Annotated in this window: 2 protein-coding genes; both read right to left on the bottom strand. The window is 40.1% G+C overall.

Going from position 1 to position 5,221, the window contains the following annotated elements; translation table 11 throughout:
• On the bottom strand, positions 1–254 hold a 254-nt coding region (locus tag BLS14_RS32185; protein WP_143021617.1), incomplete at its 3' end, for an AMP-binding protein.
• Positions 251–5,167, bottom strand: a complete 4,917-nt coding sequence (locus BLS14_RS32180) for a non-ribosomal peptide synthetase (RefSeq protein WP_218133149.1) — start codon at positions 5,165–5,167, stop codon at positions 251–253. The genes BLS14_RS32180 and BLS14_RS32185, both read right to left, overlap by 4 nt.
• Between the last annotated feature and the right edge of the window lie 54 nt (positions 5,168–5,221).

The following is a 5,221-nucleotide window of genomic DNA, read 5'->3' as shown; positions in this document are numbered from 1 at the left end:
ATCACTGCGACAATCTCATCCGAATCGGTGCCCATACTTTGCAGTTTGACAGCAATCTGATTTGCTTGTTCATTTAATTCACGATATGTCAGCTTAGCAACCTCTACTTGCAAAGCAATATGATCTGGTGTTTTTCCAACTTGCTCCTGAAATAACTCAGATATTGTTTTTTCGGTAGGGTACGCTGTAACTGTATCATTAAAATTATTTAAAAGTAGCAAACGCTCTTGGTTGGAAAGCATATCAATAATCATAATTCAATCTCCTCGTTATCAGTAACTATAGACAAAATATTAGTGAAATGTTGAGCCATCCTAGTTACGGTTTCTTCTCTAAATAACTTAGTTGCATACTCAAATTGTAGTTGCATGGTTCCATTGTGCTCCTCGAGCACAGTTATTGTAAGGTCAAATTTCGTTTTGGTTAGGGTTATTGGATGACTAGTAGCATTTATACTGTTCGCTTCCATTTTCTCCGAGTTGATGTTACGAATTGTTAGCATTAAATCTACAACTGGATTACGACTAAAATCCCTTTTTACATTTAACTTATCAATTAAAGACTCGAACGGATAATCTTGATTCTCAAAAGCATTTATTGCATTTTGTTTTACTTCTAGTAGGAAGTCTTTGAAGAGTTGTCCCTTTTTCAACTGATTCCTCATAACAACTGTGTTTACAAACAGACCAAATGTATCTTGTATATCTGCATGTGTACGACCAGCAACTGGTGTCCCAACTAATATGTCTTCCTGATCTGTATATTTTGATAAAAGGACATTTAGCGCTGCTAACATCACCATATAGTTTGTTGCCCCGTGTCTTGTTGCTATTTCATTAATACGTGTAGAAAGTTCTTGATCCACATGCATAGAAACTACGTTGCCTTCAAAGGTTTGCAGTTGTGGACGCGGATAATCCGTTGGTAATTCAAGCACAGGAAGGTTACCAGACAACAATTCCAACCAATACGTCTCTTGCGCCTTATACAGATCATGTCCGGCGCCTTCTTGTTGCCATACAGCATAGTCCTTGTACTGAACGTCCAGTTCAGGTAGCTTCTGTCCATTGTAAAGCCGGTCAAACTCCTCCGCTAGAATACTCGAGGAAACACCGTCGGATATAATATGATGCATATCAATGAATAACAGTTTTTTTTCATCTGCAGCTCTTAGTACACCAACGCGCAAGAGTGGAGCGACCGTTAAGTCAAACGGTCTGACGAATTCCTTCAAAGCTACTTCTATGTTTTCTCCCGTCAAATTCTCCATCGCAAATGATATTTCCGGATGGATAACTTGAACTGGTTCCCCATCTTGGTAGTGTAAGGATGTCCGGAATACTTCATGTCGTTTGATTAGCTGACGAAATACTTCTTCCAGTCGCGACATATCAACATTACCTTCCAGTTGTAAAACAGTTGGCATGTTATACGTGGTATGAATTCCTTCCATTTCATTGAGAATCATCATCCGTCTTTGAGCAAAGGAGACAGGATACCAGTCTTTTTTCTCCACACGAGGAATTCGTGCATATAGTGTTTTAGTAGACCCATCGATTGTTGCTGCGAGTTCATCTAGTGCTGGTTTTTGAAACAACTCTTGTAAGTTTATTTCCACCCCAAATTCTTTACGTATGGCGGATAGAAGCCCAATTGCTTTAAGTGAGTGTCCGCCTAACTCAAAAAAGCTAGCCTCTGCACCAATATTGCCATCAATGCCTAAAATTTCACTCCAGATTTGTGCCAACTTCCGTTCCGTGTCACTAAACGAAACCTTATGAGCTGGTATCTCCTTAACCTCTGGTTGTGGAAGAGCATCCCTATCAACCTTTCCATTCTCTGTGAGCGGTAACCGATCCATTTGAATAAAAAATGTCGGAACCATATAGCTTGGAAGATAATTCAGCAAATGTTTTTTGATTAATTCTGTTCTCAATGGATATCGGGTTACAATATACGCACAAAGAACTAGTTCATCTTGGACTGTTTTAGTATTTATATAAGCTTGTTTAATAGCATCATGTTTCATGAGAACTGTTTCGATTTCGCCTATTTCAATTCGGTGGCCTCTTATCTTAACTTGATCGTCAATACGTCCTAAATATTCCAAGTTCCCATCTTTCAACCACTTCACTAAATCTCCAGTTCGATATAATTTTTCGTTTGAATTAAATGGACTAGCAATAAACTTTTCTTTGGTAAGGGATTCTTCATTGAGGTATCCTCGAGCAACACCATCCCCCCCTACCCATAACTCTCCAGGTACGCCTGTTGGACAAAGTTGTCCATGATTATTCACTACAAAAACAGTGGAATTATTAATCGGGCGCCCAATAGGGATGCTATTGTCGTTTATTGATTCTTCAATTAAATAACTACAAGAAAAAGTAGTGTTTTCAGTTGGACCATACCCATTAATTATATTAAGAGTTTTACATTCTTTTACAACTTCTCGGACTTTAGATGGTGATAAAACATCTCCACCGATTACTAACTGTTTAAGAGATCTAAACATATTCGGATTATCAGTCGAAAGCTCATTAAACAAAGGAGACGTTAGCCACATTGTATCGATATTACGATTATTTAATACTTCTTCCAATTGTTTCGAATTTAACAAGGTATTCTTATCGATAATGTGCAATTCCATACCATTCAGTAGTGCACCCCAAATTTCGAAGGTACTTGCATCAAACGTTAAATCTCCGGTTTGCACCATACGTTTACCTTCTTCAAATCTGATATAATTAGTATTCTTAACCAATCTAACAACATTGCGATGCTCCACCATTACCCCTTTGGGTTTTCCTGTTGTGCCCGATGTATACATCACATACGCCAAATCATTTGGCTTACTATTATCAATTGGTAAGGCCAGTTCTTTTTGTGTCGATAGCTCCTCTATTATTAAGAGCTCAGCATTACCATTCCTTAATGTCCCGGCAAAACAATTCTTAGTTAGAACCACTTTGGTATCGCTATCCATTAAAAAATAGTTGATACGCTCTTCAGGGCTATCTGGCGATATAGGTAAATAAGCACCACCTGCTTTTATAACTCCCAATTCCATAACTATTGTTTCAATGGAGCGATCTGCTAATATTGCGACAATATCATCTGAACCAACACCTAATTGTTGGAGCTTAACCGCAATATGGTTTGCACGCTCATTTAGTTGACGATAAGTCAATCTCTGTTCTCTGTCCTGAACCGCTATGCTATCAGGTGTTCGTTCCAACTGCTCTGTAAATAATACAGATATACTTTTATTAGCAGGATAAGCTGTTTTTGTTTTAGTACCAAGATTAATTAGATTTTCTTTTTCCATTTCTGCGAGTATGTCAATTTCGGATAAGAGAATATCCCCACTTTTCGCTGCAGCACGCAAAATGGTTATAAAATGTTCGATCATTCTATCTATAGTATCTTTCTTAAAGAGCTTAGTAGCATATTCAAAAAACAAATCAATCTTATCTTGATCTTGGTTGACTGTAAGCGTTAAATCAAACTTAGATATTTCATTTTCAGACTGATACGGCTTAATAGTTGAACCTTCCAAATTTAAATTTGTTGAATCAAAATTTCTTACATTCAGCATCACATCAAATACCGGATTTCGGCTGGAGTCTCTACGCACATTTAGCTTTTCCACCAAAGCCTCATACGGGTAATCCTGGTTATCAAATGCCGCTAGTGACTGTTCCTTAACTTCCTCAAGGAAACCTTGGAAGGTTTTATTTCCCACAGGCTTGCTTCTCATCGGCAAGGCGTTAACAAACATCCCCATGATGCCCGATAGATCTGCATGCGTTCGGCCCGCTACAGATGTTCCAACGATAATATCTTCCTGACCTGTATATTTCGAGAGCAATACATTCAGCGCAGCTAACATCACCATGTACTGCGTCGCACCATGTTTTTTAGCCAGTTCATTAATCTGCACAGACAGTTCACGGTCAATTTGCACTGAAATAGCTGCTCCTTCAAAGCTTTGCAATTGTGGACGTGGATAATCGGTGGGTAGCTCAAGTACCGGCAAGTCGCCAGATAATTGTGTCAGCCAGTACGCCTCCTGCGCTTTATAATACTCTCTTCCCGCCTCATCTTGCTGCCATACGGCATAGTCTTTGTATTGAAGTTCTAGTTCAGGTAATTGATACCCGCTGTACAAATGGTCGAACTCCTCTGCCAGCAAATTCATGGAGACTCCGTCTGAGATAATATGATGCATGTCTATAAAGAGTAACTGCTTTCCATTTGTCTCTTGCATGGTTCCAACTCGGATGAGCGGCGCTTTCGATAAGTCAAAGGGTCTTACAAATTTCCCAATCACTTCTTCGACAGTTCCATCTTTCAGAAATTCGATTCCAAAAGGTACATCTGAGTGAATTACCTGTACCGGTTCTCCCTCTTCATAGTGTAAGGATGTGCGGAAAGCCTCATGTCGTTCAATTAACTGACGGAAAACTTCTTCCATTTTTAACATGTCAACGTCGCCTTCTAGTTGTAGCACCGTTGGCATGTTATATGCAGTCTGTATCCCTTCCATTTCATTGAGAATCATCATCCGTCTTTGTGCAAATGAAACCGGGTACCATGCCGCTTCCTTCGCTCTTGGAATTCGTACATATTCTGCCCTTAGCGCCTCTTCCATGGCAGCAGCCATTTCCTCTAGCACCGGTTTTTGGAACAACTCCTGCAAAGATACTTCTACGCCCAGCTCTTTTCGTATCGCTAAGACGGTTTGAATTGCTTTTAAGGAGTGCCCGCCTAAATCAATAAAGTTCGCTTTTCTGCTTACCTCCTCAATCCCCAGGACCTCTCTCCAGATGCTAGCAACTTTTTTCTCCATTTCACTCTGCGGCTCTTCTATCACAGAAGTAATTTCACTCTCTGGACTCTGCAACTCATCCCTTGCAATCTTCCCGTTTGAATTCATCGGCAGGGTTTCCAAGAATACAATATGAGACGGAATCATGTAGTGAGGCAACTGCTGGAGTAGCTGCTCTCGAAGATGCGTTTCGTTCATTGCTTCTTCGCCAACCACATACGCACACAGCCCCACATCTCCCCCATGATCCACACTCTTCACAGCGGCTTGCCGAATTCCTTCTTGTTTCAACAACACTTCTTCGATCTCTCCAAGTTCTACTCGATATCCTCTCACCTTTATTTGGTGATCGCGACGTCCAGCAAACTCTATCGTTCCATTGGGTAACCA

Origin of the sequence: Paenibacillus sp. OK060, from assembly GCF_900101205.1 — a bacterium.
GTDB classification, from domain to species: domain Bacteria; phylum Bacillota; class Bacilli; order Paenibacillales; family Paenibacillaceae; genus Paenibacillus; species Paenibacillus marchantiae.
The sequence above is the reverse complement of the archived record's forward strand: the minus strand, read 5'-3'. Positions and strand labels throughout refer to the sequence as shown.